Below are 15,182 nucleotides of genomic sequence, written 5' to 3'. Positions count from 1 at the left end.
ATCCACGCATGCACCCGCACACCCCCGGGCCAGACCGCGCGACGGCGGCGACCACCGTCACCGGTTCCCCCCGGCCTCCCGCCCCCACCACGCTCGACGCGCTGTGGCGGACCTACAAGTCCACGGGGGACACACGCCTGCGTGAGCAGTTGATCCTGCACTACTCACCGCTGGTGAAGTACGTGGCCGGGCGCGTCAGCGTGGGTCTGCCCGCCAACGTCGAGCAGGCGGACTTCGTCTCCTCCGGGGTCTTCGGACTCATCGACGCCATCGAGAAGTTCGATCCCGAGCGCGCGATCAAGTTCGAGACCTACGCCATCACCCGCATCCGCGGCGCCATGATCGACGAACTGCGCGCTCTCGACTGGATTCCCCGCTCGGTGCGGCAGAAGGCCCGTGCCGTCGAGCGCGCCTACGCCACGCTGGAGGCCTCGCTGCGGCGCACCCCGAGCGAGCCCGAGGTCGCCGCGGAAATGGGCATCGCGCTGGAGGAACTGCACGCGGTCTTCAGCCAGCTCTCGCTCGCCAATGTCGTCGCCCTGGAGGATCTGCTGCACGGCGGCGTCGAGGGCGGCGACCGGCTCAGCCTCGTCGACACCCTGGAGGACACCGGGGCCGACAACCCCGTCGAGGTCGCCGAGGACCGCGAACTGCGTCGGCTGCTGGCCCGGGCGATCAACACCCTCCCCGAGCGCGAGAAGACCGTGGTCACCCTCTACTACTACGAGGGGCTCACGCTCGCCGAGATCGGACAGGTGCTCGGGGTGACCGAGAGCAGGGTCAGCCAGATCCACACCAAGTCCGTGCTCCAATTGCGCGCGAAACTGGCCGACGTCGGCCGATGACGCGCGTTGCCGACGGGAGGGCCCGGCCTCCGCGCGGCTTCCGTACAGTGGTGGCGTGCCCAAGATTCGAGCGGCCTCGGTGGCCGAGCACAGGTCGATGCAGCGCGACGCCCTGCTGGACGCCGCGCGAACCCTGCTCTCCGAGGGCGGTACGGAAGCGCTGACCTTCCCCGCCCTGGCTGAGCGCACCGGACTGGCCAGGTCCTCGGTCTACGAGTACTTCCGCTCGCGCGCGGCCGTCGTCGAGGAACTGTGCGCGGTCGACTTCCCCGTGTGGGCGGCGGAGGTCGAGGCGGCGATGGGGGCGGCCGGCAGCCCCGAGGGCAAGATCGAGGCGTATGTGCGCAGTCAGCTCGCACTCGTCGGGGACCGCAGGCACCGCGCCGTGGTCGCCATCTCCGCCGGAGAGCTCGACGCGGGCGCCCGCGAGAGGATCCGCGCCGCCCACGGCGGCCTGATCGCCATGGTCGTCGACGCCCTGGCCGCCCTCGGCCACGGTGAACCCCGGCTCATCGCCATGCTGTTGCAGGGCGTCGTGGACGCCGCGGTACGCCGCATCGAACTGGGAGCGGCCGAGGAGCCGGACGCCATCGCCGGCGCCGCCGTCACCATGGCCCTGCGCGGAGTCGTCGGCTGAGAGCGGGCGCCGCCGCCCCCTCCGGCATCCGCCTCCCCTCGGACCCGCCGGGCAGTGGGACCCCGAACACCGGCAGCAGCCGCGACGGTCCGCCGCGCAGCATCCCGTCCGGCAGCAGCGACAGCGGATCCAGATAGACGTCCCCGCGCAGCAGCCCCCAGTGCAGGCAGCCGTCCGGACAGTGCCACGGCCCGTCCGCGAGCGCCCCGACCACCTGGCCCGCACGCACCTCCTCGCCCACCGCGACACTCGCCCGCACCGGCTGGTAGGTGATCCGTAGCCCCTCCGCGAGCAGGATCACCACCACCCCGCGTCCTGCCACCGACCCGGCGTACGCCACGCGGCCGGGCGCCGCCGCGCGCACCGGTGCGCCGGGGCCTGCCCGTAGATCCACCCCGCGGTGTCCCGCCCCCCATCGCACGAGCGGGGGGTCGAATCCCCGCTCCACCACCGGCCGGCGGGACCCGTCGGCTCCCGCTACGGGCCAGGCGCGGTCGGCCGCGCCGCCACCCTGGTCACCCTGGTGAGCGGCCGCGCTCACGGGGCCCGCGACCCCACCGAGCCACGTCGCCACCGCGAGGATCACCGTCACCACGAACACCGTCGATCTCGTCATGCCCCAACGGTGACGGACCCGGCCGGCAAGAGATGATCATGGCCGCGTCCTGTGGACAACCACCCCGCGCCCCCGCCCCGCAGCCGCGATGTCGCCTGCGGCTCCGGCGGTCCCGTACACTTTCCCTGGCGATCCGGGTCACCGGGTCGACTTCGCACGCCCCGCCACCGTCCTCCTCGTGAGCGGTGGACGCGCTCCTCGGTCCCTTGTGGCATGGCGCGTTCGGGGCGTCAGGCGCGGCCGCCGTCCGGCGGACGCGGTAACCGAGAACATCAAGGAGTACGGCCATGGCCGTCGTCACGATGCGGGAGCTGCTGGAGAGCGGCGTCCACTTCGGGCACCAGACCCGTCGCTGGAACCCGAAGATGAAGCGTTTCATCTTCACCGAGCGCAACGGCATCTACATCATCGACCTGCTCCAGTCGCTGTCGTACATCGACCGCGCCTACGAGTTCGTCAAGGAGACCGTCGCGCACGGCGGCTCCATCATGTTCGTCGGCACCAAGAAGCAGGCGCAGGAGGCCATCGCCGAGCAGGCTTCCCGTGTCGGCATGCCCTACGTCAACCAGCGCTGGCTGGGCGGCATGCTCACCAACTTCTCCACGGTCTACAAGCGCCTGCAGCGCCTGAAGGAGCTCGAGGAGATCGACTTCGAGGACGTGGCCGCCTCCGGCCTCACCAAGAAGGAGCTCCTGGTTCTCTCCCGTGAGAAGGAGAAGCTGGAGAAGACCCTCGGCGGTATCCGCGAGATGCAGAAGGTGCCCAGCGCCGTCTGGATCGTGGACACCAAGAAGGAGCACATTGCCGTCGGTGAGGCGCGCAAGCTCCGTATCCCGGTCGTCGCGATCCTCGACACCAACTGCGACCCCGACGAGGTCGACTACAAGATCCCGGGCAACGACGACGCGATCCGCTCCGTCACCCTGCTCACCCGCGTGATCGCCGACGCCGTCGCCGAGGGCCTCATCGCCCGCTCCGGCGCCGGTGCCGCCACCGGTGACAAGGCCGAGGGCGAGCCGCTCGCCGCCTGGGAGCGCGAGCTTCTCGAGGGCGACAAGGTCAAGGCCGACGAGTCCGCCGCCGAGCCGGCCGTGGCTGAGGCTGAGGCTGAGGCCGCTCCGGCTGAGGCTGCTGCCGAGGCGCCCGCTGCCGAGGCCGCCGCTGAGGCCGCTCCGGCCGAGACCGAGGCCCCGGCCGAGGCTGCTGCCGAGAGCGCTGAGTCGCCGGCCGCCGACGCCGAGCAGGCCTGAGCCTCGCCCGCCTTCCGATGCGTGTGAGGACGGCGGGGGCTCCGGCCCCCGCCGTCCGTCCGTAGAACCGCCGGACTCACCGGATTCACCGACTTTCGAGAAGAGACTGACAGACATGGCGAACTTCACCGCCGCCGACGTCAAGAAGCTCCGCGAGCTCACCGCCGCGGGCATGATGGACTGCAAGAACGCGCTCGTGGAGGCGGAGGGCGACCTCGACAAGGCCGTCGAGATCCTCCGGGTCAAGGGCCAGAAGGGCGTCACCAAGCGCGAGGGCCGCTCCGCGTCCAACGGCGCCGTGGTGTCCCTGATCGCCGGTGACAACAGCGAGGGTGTCCTCGTCGAGCTCAAGTGCGAGACCGACTTCGTCGCCAAGGGCGACAAGTTCGTGGCCGCCGCCGACGCCATCGCCGCCCACGTCGCCGCCACCAAGCCGGCCGACCTGGAGACGCTGCTCACCTCCGAGATCAAGGACGGCCAGTCCGTCCAGGCCTTCGTCGACGAGGCGAACGCTACCCTCGGTGAGAAGATCGTCCTGGACCGCTTCGCGCAGTTCACCGACGGCTTCGTCGCTTCCTACCTGCACCGCACCAGCCCGGACCTGCCCCCGCAGGTCGGCGTCCTGGTCGAGCTGGACAAGGAGAACGCCGAGGTCGCCAAGGACGTCGCGCAGCACATCGCCGCCTTCGCCCCGACCTTCCTCTCCCGCGAGGACGTGCCGGCCGAGACCGTCGAGAACGAGCGCCGCGTCGCCGAGGCCACCGCCCGCGAGGAGGGCAAGCCCGACGCCGCCCTCCCGAGGATCGTCGAGGGTCGCGTCAACGGCTTCTTCAAGGAGAACGTCGTTCTCGAGCAGGCCTTCGCGAAGGACAACAAGAAGTCCGTTCAGAAGGTCCTCGACGAGGCCGGCGTCACGCTCAAGCGCTTCGCCCGCTTCCGCGTCGGCGTCTGAGCATCCGAACCGCGCAAGCGATTGACCGGCGACCCCGCTAGGGTCGTACGCAGCCTGCCGTTCACCGGCGGCCGGCCGCAGTTGTGACGAGGAGGCCATTGCTACAGGGAACGATCACGAACCCTCGGCAATGGCCTTCTTCGTACGTGCATGAGGAGATCTCCATGGATCAGGGCGCCGACAAGGCCCACAAGACCGACAGCGACGGCTCCAATGCCCAGCGCCGGTACATGCTCAAGCTCTCCGGAGAGGCCTTCGCCGGCGGCGGGGGACTGGGTGTCGACCCCGACGTCGTGCACAAGATGGCCCGCGAGATCGCGGCAGTCGTGCGCGAGGGCTACGAGATCGCCGTCGTCATCGGCGGCGGCAACTTCTTCCGCGGCGCCGAACTCCAGCAGCGCGGCATGGACCGGGCACGTTCCGACTACATGGGCATGCTCGGCACCGTCATGAACTGCCTCGCCCTGCAGGACTTCCTGGAGAAGGAGGGCATCCAGTCGCGCGTGCAGACCGCGATCACCATGGGGCAGGTCGCCGAGCCCTACATCCCGCTGCGGGCCGTGCGCCACCTGGAGAAGGGCCGTGTCGTCATCTTCGGCGCCGGTATGGGCATGCCCTACTTCTCCACCGACACCACCGCCGCGCAGCGCGCCCTGGAGATCGACGCCCAGGCGCTGCTGATGGGCAAGAACGGCGTCGACGGGGTCTACGACTCCGACCCGCGCAAGAACCCCGACGCCGTCATGTTCGACGCCCTGGAGTACAGCGACGTCATCGCCCGCGACCTGCGCGTCGCGGATCTGACGGCGATCACGCTCTGCCAGGACAACAAGCTTCCGATCCTCGTCTTCGAGCTGCTCGCGGAGGGCAACATCGCGCGGGCCGTGAAGGGTGAGAAGATCGGCACGCTCGTCAACGACACGGGCGCCCGCTGACGGACGACGCCGGCCGCAACCCGGCCGGCGATCCGCCCGGAACGGGGATGGACAACAGGCTGCCGGTCGGACACCGTGCAGGGAAGACGCGCGCAGGGGCCCCTACTAGCTGGCTCCGCCTTCTGAAGACCAGGAGCACATGGTGATTGAAGAGACCCTCCTCGAGGCCGAGGAGAAGATGGAGAAGGCCGTCGTGGTCGCCAAGGAGGACTTCGCCGCGATCCGTACCGGCCGTGCCCACCCGGCGATGTTCAACAAGATCGTGGCGGACTACTACGGTGCCGCGACCCCGATCAACCAGCTGGCCTCCTTCGCGGTGCCCGAGGCGCGGATGGCGGTGATCACCCCCTTCGACAGCTCGGCGCTGCGCAACATCGAGCAGGCCATCCGGGACTCCGACCTCGGTGTCAACCCGACGAACGACGGCCGGATCATCCGGGTGGTCTTCCCGCAGCTGACCGAGGAACGCCGCAAGGAGTACATCAAGGTCGCCCGCGGCAAGGCGGAGGACGCGCGGATCTCCGTCCGCAGCGTGCGCCGCAAGGCCAAGGAGACCCTCGACAAGCTCGTCAAGGACGGCGAGACCGGCGAGGACGAGGTGCGCCGGGCGGAGAAGGAGCTCGACGACACCACGCACAAGTACGTGGCGCAGATCGACGAGCTGCTCAAGCACAAGGAATCCGAGCTGCTCGAGGTCTGATCCTCGGCGTCTGATTCCGGCCCCCGGGCCGGAACCGGCCGCACCGGGCCCGCGGGCCCGAGCGCCGCACCTCGGTCCGTGTGCCGACCCCGCTCTTCTGCCCACCCACCCACTCCACCTCCGACCGACCCGGACCGGACGAAAACGCGAGGCGAATCTCCGTGAACGACTCTTCCTGGGGAGCTTCGCCACGCGCCGGCTCCTGGGGAGGCGAGGATGAAGGGGCCCCTCGTACGAGCGGCCCCTTGTTCCGCGACGATGCCCCCGAACCGGCGGATCACTCCGCGCGGCCCGACCGTTCCGCGCCGCAGCCGGCGGCCCCGGGCGGTCCCGCGAAGAAGAGCGCCGGGCGCAATCTGCGCGCCGCGATAGGGGTCGGCGTCGGCCTCGGCGTCGTCATCCTTGCCTCGCTCTTCATTGTCAAGGCCGTCTTTGTCGCCGTCGTCGCGGCGGCGGTCGTGGTGGGGCTGTGGGAGCTGACCTCACGGCTCGCTGAGCGCAAGGGGATCAAGGCACCGCTGATCCCGCTCGCGGTGGGCGGCGCCGCGATGGTCGTCGCCGGCTACGCGCGCGGTGCGGAGGGCGCGTGGGTGGCGATGGCGCTCACCGCGCTCGCCGTCCTGGTCTGGCGGATGACCGAGCCCCCGGAGGACTACCTCCGCGACGTCACGGCCGGCGTCTTCGCCGCCTTCTACGTACCGTTCCTGGCCACCTTCGTGGTGATGATGCTCGCCGCGCACGACGGTCCGTGGCGGGTCTTCGTCTTCCTGCTGCTGACGGTCGTCAGCGACACCGGTGCGTACGCGGTGGGATGGCGCTTCGGCACGCACAAACTGGCACCGCGCATCAGCCCCGGCAAGACCCGCGAAGGCCTGGTCGGGGCCGTCACCTTCGCCATGGCGGCCGGCGCGCTGTCCATGGAGTACCTGATCGACGGCGGCAAGTGGTGGCAGGGCCTGCTGCTCGGCCTCGCCGTCGCGGCCAGCGCGACGCTCGGCGACCTCGGCGAGTCGATGATCAAGCGCGATCTCGGCATCAAGGACATGGGCAAGCTGCTGCCGGGCCACGGCGGCATCATGGACCGTCTGGACTCGCTCCTGCCGACCGCTCCTGTGGTGTGGCTGCTCCTGGTGATCTTCGTCGGCTCCGGCTGACACGCTTCCCCGTGGGATGCGGATGCGATCAACGGCGTCCTGGGGTGGACTTGATCAATCCCCTGGACGCCGAGCCATTGGAGCGAGCATGGCCGCCAAGCCCCTGGTACCGCCCTTCACGCGTGAGACCGCCATCCAGAAGGTCCGCATGGCCGAGGACGCCTGGAACTCGCGCGACCCCGCGAGGACGTCGCTCGGCTATTCGCCGGACAGCCGCTGGCGCAATCGCGCGGAGTTCGTCAACGGGCGGGACGGGATCGTCGCGTTCCTCACCCGGAAGTGGAACCGGGAGCTGGACTACCGCCTGATCAAGGAACTGTGGGCCTTCGACGGCAACCGCATCGCCGTTCGCTTCGCCTACGAGTCCCGCGATGACTCCGGCAACTGGTACCGCTCCTACGGCAACGAGAACTGGGAGTTCGACGACCAGGGCCTGAACCGCGTCCGCCACGCGTGCATCAACGACCTGCGCATCGAGGAGTCGGACCGGGCCTACCGCTGGCCGCTCGGACGCCGCCCAGACGACCACCCGAGTCTGTCCGACCTCGGGTTCTGAACCGTGGGCCCTGCCACGGCTCGTGCGCGGTACGCCCGCGGCGGACCCGTGCTGGCCGTGCGCTGCCCGTACCGCTAATCTCGAACATGTGTACGAGTTGCCATCGGATCCGGAACGTCTGCGGGTGATCCGGCTGTACCTCCAGCTGCAGATCGACGCCGTGGACGCCAGGATCCGGAAGGCGGAGGCAGGCGTCCGCCCCCGACGGCGACCGGCGGCCGCCCGGGCCTGGCGCCTCCAGAGCGTCCCCGACCCCCAGGGCGGCCCCGGCCGCGGTGTCGTCCACCGCGACGACTGCCGCGTCCCCGGCGGGGGACGGCTCAGCGCCAAGGAACTGGAGATCGCCCTCGGCATGCCGGACGTCACCGCGTGCCCGATCTGCCGTCCGGACTGCCGTGCCCTCAGGTCCTGACGGGGTGTTGCGCGGCTTGTGCCTCCCGGGCGCGGCGCTCCAACTCGACGGCCGCGGCGCCGGCGCACACGACCGCGCCCAGGGCGAAGCCCACGGCGGCCGGGTTGACGTAGCCCGGTACGGACGCGGCCGCGTAACTGCCGCCGTCCTTCGTCTCGCAGACGAAGCTGAGCGGCACGTACTCCACGCGGTAGCCCGTGACCTGGAGCGCCCGCTCGTCCGGGCCCGGTGAGCTGCAGGGGCGCAGGGGTGCCGAACCGGTGCCGCCGTCCTCCGCCTCGATGACGGCTCCCGCGACGTGCATCAGGCCCCAGGTGTACATCGCGGCCGCGCAGGCGCCCAGCAGGGCCGCGCCGCACTTGAGGCGCACCCCCCGGCCGGCGCCGCGCACCCCGGACCGGCCGAGGGTGCCGAGGCCGTAGCCGGCCAGGGCGAGGACGCACAGGAGGCCGGCGGGGACGAGCAGCAGGAAGACCATCGGGCGAGTCCATCAGTGCGGGATCCGGGCGGCTGTGATGGAGCCCACAGTTCCGACAACAAGGCTGTCACGGTGTGCGCGGTCCCGAACGCGCGGCGCGCGGCGCGGTGTTGGGGTTCCCGGCTCGCTGGGGGTTTGCGTCAGGTACGACGGAGGGCGGCCTTGCGCAGGCCGTAGACGGCGGCGCCGGCGGCGATCACCGCGCCGCCCGTGAGGACCGAGGCCGTGGGGAGCGCGAAGGCCAGGACGAGGCAGCCGGCCGCGCCGGTGATCGGCACGACGCGGACGGGACGGCCCTCGGCGGGGCTGAGGGTCCAGGCGGAGGCGTTGGCGATGGCGTAGTAGGCCAGCACGCCGAAGGAGGAGAAGCCGATCGCGCCGCGTACGTCCGTGGTGGCGGCCAGGACGGCGACGACCGCGCCGACGGCGAGTTCGGCGCGGTGCGGGACCTGGAAGCGGGGGTGGACGGCGGCGAGGGCGTGCGGCAGGTGCCGGTCGCGGGCCATCGCCAAAGTGGTGCGCGAGACGCCCAGGATCAGGGCGAGCAGCGAGCCGAGCGCGGCCACCGCCGCGCCGGCCCGTACGACGGGCGCCAGGGCGGGCACCCCGGCCGACCGCACGGCCTCGACCAGAGGGGCGGAAGTGCGGGCGAGGCCGCCGGGACCGAGGACGAGCAGGACGCAGACGGCGACGGCCGCGTAGACGACCAGGGTGATGCCGAGCGCTAGCGGGATCGCGCGCGGAATGGTCTTCCGCGGGTCGCGGACCTCCTCGCCGAGGGTGGCGATGCGCGCGTACCCGGCGAAGGCGAAGAACAGCAGCCCGGCTGCCTGGAGGACTCCGCCGAAGGAGGCGTCGGCGCCGACGTCGAGGCGGGCCGCGTCCACGGTGCCGGAGGTGAGGCAGGCGGTGACCACCGCGCCGAGCACCGCCAGGACGACCGCGACGATCGCCCTGGTCAGCAATGCGGACTTCTGTACCCCTGTGTAGTTCACCGCGGTGAGCGCGACCACGGCGGCGACCGCGACAGCGTGCGCCTGGCCCGGCCAGACGTAGGAGCCCACGGTCAGGGCCATCGCCGCGCAGGAGGCGGTCTTGCCGACGACGAAGCCCCAGCCGGCCAGATAACCCCAGAAGTCCCCGAGCCTCTCGCGGCCGTACACATAGGTGCCGCCCGACTGCGGATAGCGGGCCGCCAGCCTGGCCGAGGAGGTCGCGTTGCAGTACGCCACCGCTGCCGCGAGGGCGAGGCCGAGCAGCAAACCGGACCCGGCCACTGCGGCGGCCGGGGCGAGAGCGGCGAAGATCCCCGCTCCGATCATCGAGCCGAGCCCGATCAGCACGGCGTCCGACACCCCAAGGTGCCGCTTCAGCTCCCCGGTGCCGGTGGCGGCCGACGTGCTCATCACTCACTCCCCAGTTCACCGGCGCCCGAGCCGGTTGGCATTGCCGTACCGGCGCACGATAGCGGCACGAGGTGGACGGCTTCTGACCATGGCCGCGCGGCGGTGTGTGACGGTCTTCGCGTACGCGTGCCCCGGCCCTGTCGCGGAAGGCGAGTGCGGGCACCGACACCGTTCGCGCAGCGGTCCGGAGGGGTGAACCTTCGCCTGCGCCGCACCCAGCGGGCGCTTTGCGGGACCCGGCACGTGAGTTGGGGCATGCACGGAGATCGGGGTGGTGACCATGCAGCCGCGCTGCCGGGTGGCCCGGCCGGAGCAGGGTCCCGGGAGTGCGCCACCGCGCCTTCGGTCCCGGTCGCGAAAACCGAGCGACAACGTGCGGCGGCTTCAGTACCGTCCGCCGCATGGACGCAGACTCCACCAACCTGACGTGGCGACCGCTCACCATCGGGGACGCGAAGGCGTCGGCCGAGCTTCTCAAGGCCATGGAGGCCGAGGACAGGACCGGTGAGCACTACGACGAGGAGGACACCCTCCAGGAACTGGTGGATCCTCACGCGGACCTGCAGCGCGCGAGCCTGGCTGCCTTCGACGGCCACGTGATGGTCGGCTACGTCAAGGCCACCTACAAGCCGACCGCCGAGGAGACGCACCGGGTCATGGTCGACGGCGGGGTGCACCCGGACTACCGTCGCCGGGGCGTCGGCACCGTGTTGCTGGAGGCCGGGACAGCGGGCGCGAAGGCGTTGCACGCGCAGCATCACCCGACGCTCAAGCTCGTGGTCGAGGCCCAGCAGTGCGAGCACGTCCCTGGCGCGGCCCGGCTCTTCCGCTCCCAGGGGTTCGCGCCGGCCCGCTACTCCCAGTCCATGGAGCACCCGCTGCGCGACGCGATCCCGGACACGGCGATCCCCGACGGCTTGCGGGTCGAGCCGTGGTCGGAGCAGAACGACGAGGAGTTCCGGATGATCCGGAACGAGGCGTTCAAGGACCACTGGGGCAGCGTCCCGGTGCCCGTGGACGCCTGGAAGAACAAGATCACCAATCACAGCTTCCGGCCCGAGGTCAGCTTTCTGCTCCGGAACGCGGCGAACGGAGCCCCAGCGGGCATGCTGGTGACCATGTCGTGGGACGCCGACACGGCGGCCACCGGCGTGCGCGAGGCCTACTTCATGCTCATCGGGACGCTCCGGGAATACCGCAAGCGCGGAGTCGCCGGCGGGCTGATCGCGCACGCGCTGCGCAGCGCCGCCGCTCATGGTTACGGGAAGGCCAGCCTGAGCGTGGACTCGGCGAATCCCAGTGGGGCGTTCGGGATCTACGAGAAGGCCGGGTTCGTGTCCAAAGATCGGTACGTGCGGTGGGCGCTCGACGTCCAGTGACCGGGGTACGTGGTGTCGCAGGGATCATCGCCCGTGGGGATCGACATGCTTGTCGGTGCGTCAGCGGCTGCTGTTACCCCCGGTGCAGGGCTGCATGATCAGCCAATCAGGGCCCGATGACGTGATGGCAGCGGACAAACGACTACGCCCTGCACGGCTCCACGAGTTGGCTGGGCGCCATCAGCACCACCTCCGTCAGGCTGGCCGCTGGACGGAGACGGAACTGGGCCTCGTGTGGGATGAGAAGAACCTGTGATGTCTGGGCGGATGAAGGGCCACGATGGTGAGATGCCGTCGCCCGAACTCACTGAGGATGAATACGAGAGATCTGTCGAAAGTCTGCGCGCCTTGCGGAGGTGACCTATCACCCGCTGAGCTGCGGTGACGATGGGACCGAGGTCGAGGAGTGGGACTTCGGGCCGTGGCACCAGCCCACGATGGGCGTCGGCTTGCTCACCGAGGACGGCACGCGGTACTCAGCGGTGTGGGGCCATAGTTTCGAGTCCTTCGGCCTGGAGGTCTTCCGAGAGCCCATGGCCGACCGCCTGACGACCCATGGGACCCCGGTCGAGCGTGTAAAGCGGTGCTCGGGCTCATCGCCGAAGCCCGACTTCTTGACGCGGCCGGCTGTCGAGCTCAAGCCAGGGCGGGTCAGCCGTCGAACCAGACGACCAGGCGGACGCCCTCGTCGCCGTGCAGGTTCGCCAGTGTTCGCATCACCGACCAGACGGGGGCCCAGTCCCTGTCCGGCACGGCATCCTTGCGGCGGAGGCGGCCGATGCGGAAGAGGCGGTCGCCGTCCGGCCACTCGGTGCCCTCGGCGTAGACCCTGCCCGCGTGGTAGAGGGTGTCGTGGTCGGTATGACCGGAGAGCTCGGCGAAGCGGGTGAGGCCGGAGTTCTGCCCGTGCATCACCCAGGTCCCGTCTGGGCTACGGCGGTACTCGTGAATGCAGTCGTCGACCTCGTTCGCGATCTCCTCCCAGTCCGCGGCCTTCAGTTCCGCCCAGGTGATCCAGGACGCGTCGGGCAGGTCCGAGCCGCAGGATTCGAAGTCGGCGAGGGTCTCCCGCGACACGTCGGACGGAAGGCCGCGGAGATCGGCAAGCGGGCGGAAGGAGGTGGTGTCGCGGACACCGAACAGGGACCCGAAGGCGACGTAGGAGCGCCCGTTGTAGAGATGCATGAGGTCGATGGCCCTGAACCAGACGCGGTCGTCTTCGTCCAGCCAGTGATCCCAGCGGCACTCTATGAACCCGTATATGTCCGTCCCCATGACGGGAATTGTTCTTCGTCGGGGCGAGGAGCGCGACGGGATTTCGGCGCGCCGGCGCCCGGACGGGCGTGTGGGCTGCTCGCAGTCGCCCCCTCGCGGCGCGGACCGCGTCGTCCGGGCCGTCTGCGGGCCGTGAAAGGTCGGTCAAGGCCGGCCGAGGTCGGCAGGGGACACCGGAGAGTGACGGGGGCCTCACCCATCCGACCTGGGGCGCCCCAAACGATCTGCGACACTGGACGGACCATGCCTGCACCTGGAGAACTCACTTTCGTCGCGCCGCGCGCCGCCAAGAAGCCGCCGCGGCACCTTGCCGACCTCACGCCCGACGAGCGGCGGGAGGTGGTCGCGGAGCTGGGGGAGAAGCCGTTCCGGGCCAAGCAGCTGTCGCAGCACTATTTCGCGCGGTACGCGGACGACCCGGCCGCGTGGACGGACATTCCTGCGGCGGCGCGCGGGAAGCTGGCGGAGGGGCTGCTGCCGGACCTGATGTCGGTCGTGCGGCACAGCAGCACCGACAACGACACGACGCGCAAGACGCTGTGGCGGCTGTTCGACGGGACGCTGGTCGAGTCGGTGCTGATGCGCTACCCGGACCGCGTGACGATGTGCATCAGCTCCCAGGCGGGCTGCGGCATGAATTGCCCGTTCTGCGCGACCGGGCAGGCCGGGCTGGACCGGAACCTGTCCACCGGTGAGATCGTGCACCAGATCGTGGCGGGCATGCGCGCGCTGCGCGACGGGGAGATCCCGGGCGGGCCGGCGCGGCTGTCGAACATCGTCTTCATGGGCATGGGCGAGCCGCTGGCCAACTACAAGCGGGTGGTGGGCGCCATCCGCCGGCTCACCGACCCCGAGCCGGACGGGCTGGGGCTGTCGCAGCGGGGCATCACCGTCTCCACGGTCGGCCTGGTGCCGGCGATGCTGCGTTTCGCCGACGAGGGCTTCAAGTGCCGGCTCGCGGTGTCGCTGCACGCGCCCGACGACGAGCTCCGCGACACCCTGGTGCCGGTGAACACGCGCTGGAAGGTGCGCGAGGTGCTGGACGCCGCGTGGCACTACGCGGACGTGTCCGGGCGCCGCGTGTCGATCGAGTACGCGCTGATCCGGGACATCAACGACCAGGCGTGGCGCGCCGATCGGCTGGGCCGGCTCCTCAAGGGAAAGCGCGTGCACGTCAACCTGATCCCGCTCAACCCGACGCCGGGCTCGAAGTGGACCGCGTCGCGGCCCGAGGACGAGCGGGCGTTCGTCGCGGCCCTGGAGGCGCACGGCGTGCCGGTGACCGTGCGGGACACCCGGGGCCAGGAGATCGACGGGGCCTGCGGGCAGCTGGCGGCTTCCGAGCGCTGACAGGCGCTTGCTAGGGTGACGGTCGTCTGTGGCTGTTTGCCGTGGACGATCGACAAGAGAACATCCGACAGGGGAGCGCACACAGCGCTGAGAGTGCGGCACGGCCGCAGACCCTCGAACCTGATCCGGGTCATACCGGCGTAGGGAGTCACTTGATGAGCACCATCCGTCGGCGTGCCGCCGGCACCGCCCTCGTTGTCGCGCTCGGCGCGGCATCCCTCGCGGCCTGCGGCGGAGGCGATGATTCCGCCGGCAGCGCCTCCAAGACCGTCACCCTGGTCAGCCACGACTCCTTCGCCGCCTCCAAGGCCGTGCTGCAGGAGTTCACGCGGCAGACTGGTTTCACGGTGAAGGTACTGCGCGGCGGCGACGCCGGCGCGGCGGTCAATCAGGCCGTGCTGTCCAAGGGCAACCCGCAGGGCGACGTCTTCTTCGGCGTCGACAACACCCTGCTCTCCCGCGCCCTGGACAACGGCCTGTTCACGCCGTACGAGGCGAAGGACCTCGACAAGGTCCCCGCCGCCCTCCAGCTCGACGCCGCACAGCACCGCGTCACGCCCATCGACTTCGGCGACGTGTGCGTCAACTACGACCGCGCCTGGTTCACCGCGCACAAGGTGCCCGTCCCGCAGACCTTCGACGACCTGGTCAAGCCGGAGTACAAGGACCTGCTGGTCACGGAGAACGCCGCGACCTCCTCCCCGGGCCTGGCTTTCCTGCTGGCCACCACCGCGAAGTACGGCGACGAGGGCTGGCAGGACTACTGGACGAAGCTGAAGGCCAACGGCGTCCAGGTCGTCGACGGCTGGGAGCAGGCCTACTACGACGACTTCTCCGGCGCGGGCGGCGGCAGGGGCGACAAGCCGCTGGTCGTGTCGTACGCGTCCAGCCCGCCCGCCGAGGTGCTCGCGCTGAAGAAGCAGCCCCAGGAGGGGCCGACGGGGGTGGCGACGGCCACCTGCTTCCGGCAGATCGAGTTCGCCGGGCTGCTGGACGGCGCGAAGAACAGCGAGGGCGGCAAGGCGCTCGTCGACTTCCTGCTGAGCCGCACCTTCCAGGAGGACATGCCGCTCAGCATGTTCGTCAACCCCGCCCGGGACGACGCGAAGCTGCCCGAGGTCTTCACGAAGTACGCGCCCGCGATCGGCGATTCCGCAACCGTCGAGCCGAAGAAGATCGCCGAAAACCGTGAGCAGTGGGTCAAGACGTGGTCCTCGCTCGTGCTGAAGTAACCGGA

General features: G+C 70.5%; 16 protein-coding genes and 1 riboswitch. Of the genes, 12 read left to right on the top strand and 4 right to left on the bottom strand.

What is annotated here, in order from left to right:
• The first annotated feature begins 8 nt into the window (after nucleotides 1–8).
• A complete protein-coding gene (gene whiG, locus RV983_RS11390) occupies nucleotides 9–845 on the top strand; it encodes an RNA polymerase sigma factor WhiG (RefSeq protein WP_475985684.1) in 837 nt (278 codons plus the stop codon).
• Between the two features lie 79 nt (nucleotides 846–924).
• Nucleotides 925–1,482 carry a TetR/AcrR family transcriptional regulator gene (locus RV983_RS11385; RefSeq protein WP_475990287.1) on the top strand — a complete coding sequence of 186 codons (558 nt, stop codon included), beginning with the start codon at nucleotides 925–927 and terminating at the stop codon, nucleotides 1,480–1,482.
• On the opposite strand, the gene RV983_RS11380 is transcribed toward RV983_RS11385, so the two are convergent.
• Entirely contained in the window at nucleotides 1,451–2,098 is a 648-nt protein-coding gene (locus RV983_RS11380; protein ID WP_475985683.1) for a murein hydrolase activator EnvC family protein, read from the bottom strand. The two genes, RV983_RS11385 and RV983_RS11380, sit on opposite strands and share 32 nt — an antisense overlap.
• Before the next feature lie 287 nt (nucleotides 2,099–2,385).
• Here RV983_RS11380 and rpsB point away from each other — a divergent pair, with 287 nt between their 5' ends.
• The 7 genes from rpsB to RV983_RS11345 all read left to right on the top strand — a co-directional run bounded on the left by rpsB (nucleotide 2,386) and on the right by RV983_RS11345 (nucleotide 8,057).
• Nucleotides 2,386–3,348 carry a 30S ribosomal protein S2 gene (rpsB, locus tag RV983_RS11375; RefSeq protein WP_475985682.1) on the top strand — a complete coding sequence of 321 codons (963 nt, stop codon included), beginning with the start codon at nucleotides 2,386–2,388 and terminating at the stop codon, nucleotides 3,346–3,348.
• Between the two features lie 115 nt (nucleotides 3,349–3,463).
• Complete coding sequence (tsf, locus tag RV983_RS11370) at nucleotides 3,464–4,300, top strand: translation elongation factor Ts (RefSeq protein WP_475985681.1); 837 nt, start codon at nucleotides 3,464–3,466, stop codon at nucleotides 4,298–4,300.
• Nucleotides 4,301–4,464: 164 nt separating this feature from the next.
• On the top strand, nucleotides 4,465–5,235 hold the full coding sequence (gene pyrH, locus RV983_RS11365; protein WP_475985680.1) for a UMP kinase: 771 nt from the start codon (nucleotides 4,465–4,467) through the stop codon (nucleotides 5,233–5,235).
• A gap of 142 nt (nucleotides 5,236–5,377) precedes the next feature.
• On the top strand, nucleotides 5,378–5,935 hold the full coding sequence (frr, locus tag RV983_RS11360; RefSeq protein WP_475990286.1) for a ribosome recycling factor: 558 nt from the start codon (nucleotides 5,378–5,380) through the stop codon (nucleotides 5,933–5,935).
• Nucleotides 5,936–6,096: 161 nt separating this feature from the next.
• Complete coding sequence (locus RV983_RS11355; protein ID WP_475985679.1) at nucleotides 6,097–7,089, top strand: phosphatidate cytidylyltransferase; 993 nt, start codon at nucleotides 6,097–6,099, stop codon at nucleotides 7,087–7,089.
• Nucleotides 7,090–7,177: 88 nt separating this feature from the next.
• The gene (locus RV983_RS11350; RefSeq protein ID WP_475985678.1) at nucleotides 7,178–7,645 is read left to right on the top strand and encodes a nuclear transport factor 2 family protein; all 468 of its coding nucleotides are present in this window, start codon (nucleotides 7,178–7,180) and stop codon (nucleotides 7,643–7,645) included.
• 88 nt (nucleotides 7,646–7,733) lie between these two features.
• Nucleotides 7,734–8,057, top strand: a complete 324-nt coding sequence (locus RV983_RS11345) for a DUF6233 domain-containing protein (protein WP_475985677.1) — start codon at nucleotides 7,734–7,736, stop codon at nucleotides 8,055–8,057.
• Here the strand turns inward: RV983_RS11345 and RV983_RS11340 are convergent.
• Both RV983_RS11340 and RV983_RS11335 read right to left on the bottom strand, forming a co-directional pair.
• Nucleotides 8,047–8,535 (bottom strand): hypothetical protein, encoded by a 489-nt coding sequence (locus RV983_RS11340; protein WP_475985676.1) that lies wholly within the window; start codon nucleotides 8,533–8,535, stop codon nucleotides 8,047–8,049. The two genes, RV983_RS11345 and RV983_RS11340, sit on opposite strands and share 11 nt — an antisense overlap.
• Before the next feature lie 140 nt (nucleotides 8,536–8,675).
• Nucleotides 8,676–9,941 carry an APC family permease gene (locus RV983_RS11335; protein WP_475985675.1) on the bottom strand — a complete coding sequence of 422 codons (1,266 nt, stop codon included), beginning with the start codon at nucleotides 9,939–9,941 and terminating at the stop codon, nucleotides 8,676–8,678.
• A 401-nt stretch (nucleotides 9,942–10,342) separates the two neighbouring features.
• Between RV983_RS11335 and RV983_RS11330 the strand changes: the two genes are divergently transcribed.
• Nucleotides 10,343–11,320 (top strand): GNAT family N-acetyltransferase, encoded by a 978-nt coding sequence (locus tag RV983_RS11330; RefSeq protein WP_475985674.1) that lies wholly within the window; start codon nucleotides 10,343–10,345, stop codon nucleotides 11,318–11,320.
• A gap of 651 nt (nucleotides 11,321–11,971) precedes the next feature.
• On the opposite strand, the gene RV983_RS11325 is transcribed toward RV983_RS11330, so the two are convergent.
• Nucleotides 11,972–12,595: a hypothetical protein gene (locus RV983_RS11325; protein ID WP_475985673.1), complete on the bottom strand. Its 624-nt coding sequence runs from the start codon at nucleotides 12,593–12,595 to the stop codon at nucleotides 11,972–11,974.
• Between the two features lie 243 nt (nucleotides 12,596–12,838).
• On the opposite strand from RV983_RS11325, the gene rlmN reads away from it, so the two are divergent.
• Both rlmN and RV983_RS11315 read left to right on the top strand, forming a co-directional pair.
• A complete protein-coding gene (gene rlmN, locus RV983_RS11320) occupies nucleotides 12,839–13,945 on the top strand; it encodes a dual-specificity RNA methyltransferase RlmN (protein ID WP_475985672.1) in 1,107 nt (368 codons plus the stop codon).
• Between the two features lie 59 nt (nucleotides 13,946–14,004).
• Nucleotides 14,005–14,109, top strand: a riboswitch (TPP riboswitch).
• Complete coding sequence (locus tag RV983_RS11315) at nucleotides 14,101–15,177, top strand: thiamine ABC transporter substrate-binding protein (RefSeq protein ID WP_475985671.1); 1,077 nt, start codon at nucleotides 14,101–14,103, stop codon at nucleotides 15,175–15,177. It overlaps the preceding riboswitch by 9 nt.
• The last annotated feature ends 5 nt before the right edge of the window (nucleotides 15,178–15,182 follow it).

Source organism: Streptomyces sp. RLA123, from assembly GCF_056270165.1.
This window is presented reverse-complemented; position numbering and strand designations above follow the sequence as displayed.

What these genes read in the sequence shown, in the direction of transcription:
- whiG (WP_475985684.1), top strand. Translation starts at nt 9, where the DNA reads ATGCACCCGCACACCCCCGGGCCAGACCGCGCGACGGCGGCGACCACC.
- RV983_RS11380 (WP_475985683.1), bottom strand. Translation starts at nt 2,098, where the DNA reads ATGACGAGATCGACGGTGTTCGTGGTGACGGTGATCCTCGCGGTGGCG.
- rpsB (WP_475985682.1), top strand. Translation starts at nt 2,386, where the DNA reads ATGGCCGTCGTCACGATGCGGGAGCTGCTGGAGAGCGGCGTCCACTTC.
- tsf (WP_475985681.1), top strand. Translation starts at nt 3,464, where the DNA reads ATGGCGAACTTCACCGCCGCCGACGTCAAGAAGCTCCGCGAGCTCACC.
- pyrH (WP_475985680.1), top strand. Translation starts at nt 4,465, where the DNA reads ATGGATCAGGGCGCCGACAAGGCCCACAAGACCGACAGCGACGGCTCC.
- RV983_RS11350 (WP_475985678.1), top strand. Translation starts at nt 7,178, where the DNA reads ATGGCCGCCAAGCCCCTGGTACCGCCCTTCACGCGTGAGACCGCCATC.
- RV983_RS11340 (WP_475985676.1), bottom strand. Translation starts at nt 8,535, where the DNA reads ATGGTCTTCCTGCTGCTCGTCCCCGCCGGCCTCCTGTGCGTCCTCGCC.
- RV983_RS11335 (WP_475985675.1), bottom strand. Translation starts at nt 9,941, where the DNA reads ATGAGCACGTCGGCCGCCACCGGCACCGGGGAGCTGAAGCGGCACCTT.
- RV983_RS11330 (WP_475985674.1), top strand. Translation starts at nt 10,343, where the DNA reads ATGGACGCAGACTCCACCAACCTGACGTGGCGACCGCTCACCATCGGG.
- RV983_RS11325 (WP_475985673.1), bottom strand. Translation starts at nt 12,595, where the DNA reads ATGGGGACGGACATATACGGGTTCATAGAGTGCCGCTGGGATCACTGG.
- rlmN (WP_475985672.1), top strand. Translation starts at nt 12,839, where the DNA reads ATGCCTGCACCTGGAGAACTCACTTTCGTCGCGCCGCGCGCCGCCAAG.
- RV983_RS11315 (WP_475985671.1), top strand. Translation starts at nt 14,101, where the DNA reads ATGAGCACCATCCGTCGGCGTGCCGCCGGCACCGCCCTCGTTGTCGCG.